A 672-nucleotide genomic window follows, 5' to 3' on the forward strand; every position below is an offset into this window, starting at 1 on the left:
CCACCGTGCTCGAGGCTGAAGTGGTTGCCGTCGTTGAAACGGCCGCCCCAGGTGCCGCCGAGGCTTTCCCAGTATTCGCCGAGGGCCGCGTAGTCGTCGCTGCGCGTCAGGTACTGGCCATCCTTGAACAGGTTGAAGTCCACAGCCAGCCGCTCCTTGTGCAGCGATCCGGCCGAGCTGTAGGACTTCTTCTCGCCAATCGCGCCGTGCACACGCGGGTCACGGTAGGCATCGCCGAAGGTCAGTTCGTAGCCCTCCTGGTAGGCGTACTCGATCAGCAGGCCGACCAGGCGAGTAAAGCGGCGTTGCTTCTGTCCGAGCGTTTCGGTCATGGTTGCCTCCACAAAACAAAAAGCCCGCACAAGGCGGGCCGGGGGTTATCAATGGTCAAAGCGAATGTTCAGGCGTTTGCAGCCGTGTGGGCGGCTCAGGCGATCCGGGATGCAATACCTACCGAACTTGATTTCACGCACGCAGAGCTGGGCCCCAAAGACAGAGCCGCAGCGCTACAGGAGCTGGAGCGGATCGCCAATCAGCTGCTGGCAGAGGCCATGCGGCTGGAAGCGCTTTAGAGATGCCGCTCGGTTACTGAGACGGAATGCACCCAGCTGATTCGATGATTGCCGGCAACTCAGCATCAAGCCTGTCGTAGGCCTGGTTGATGCCGAGGTA

General features: G+C 61.2%; 2 protein-coding genes. One reads left to right on the plus strand and one right to left on the minus strand.

Translation table 11 applies throughout. The features are described 5' to 3' along the window. A partial coding sequence (locus tag EA795_RS20700) for a M15 family metallopeptidase (protein WP_147456335.1) occupies positions 1 to 332 on the minus strand: 332 nt, incomplete at its 3' end. Positions 333 to 383: 51 nt separating this feature from the next. Between EA795_RS20700 and EA795_RS20705 the strand changes: the two genes are divergently transcribed. Next, positions 384 to 572: a hypothetical protein gene (locus EA795_RS20705; protein ID WP_122079242.1), complete on the plus strand. Its 189-nt coding sequence runs from the start codon at positions 384 to 386 to the stop codon at positions 570 to 572. Positions 573 to 672: the final 100 nt, after the last annotated feature.

This window comes from Stutzerimonas nitrititolerans, assembly GCF_003696285.1.
GTDB lineage: Bacteria > Pseudomonadota > Gammaproteobacteria > Pseudomonadales > Pseudomonadaceae > Stutzerimonas > Stutzerimonas nitrititolerans.

Bases quoted from the DNA above. Each gene is read 5' to 3' on its own strand.
- EA795_RS20705 (WP_122079242.1), top strand. From the start codon at position 384: ATGGTCAAAGCGAATGTTCAGGCGTTTGCAGCCGTGTGGGCGGCTCAG.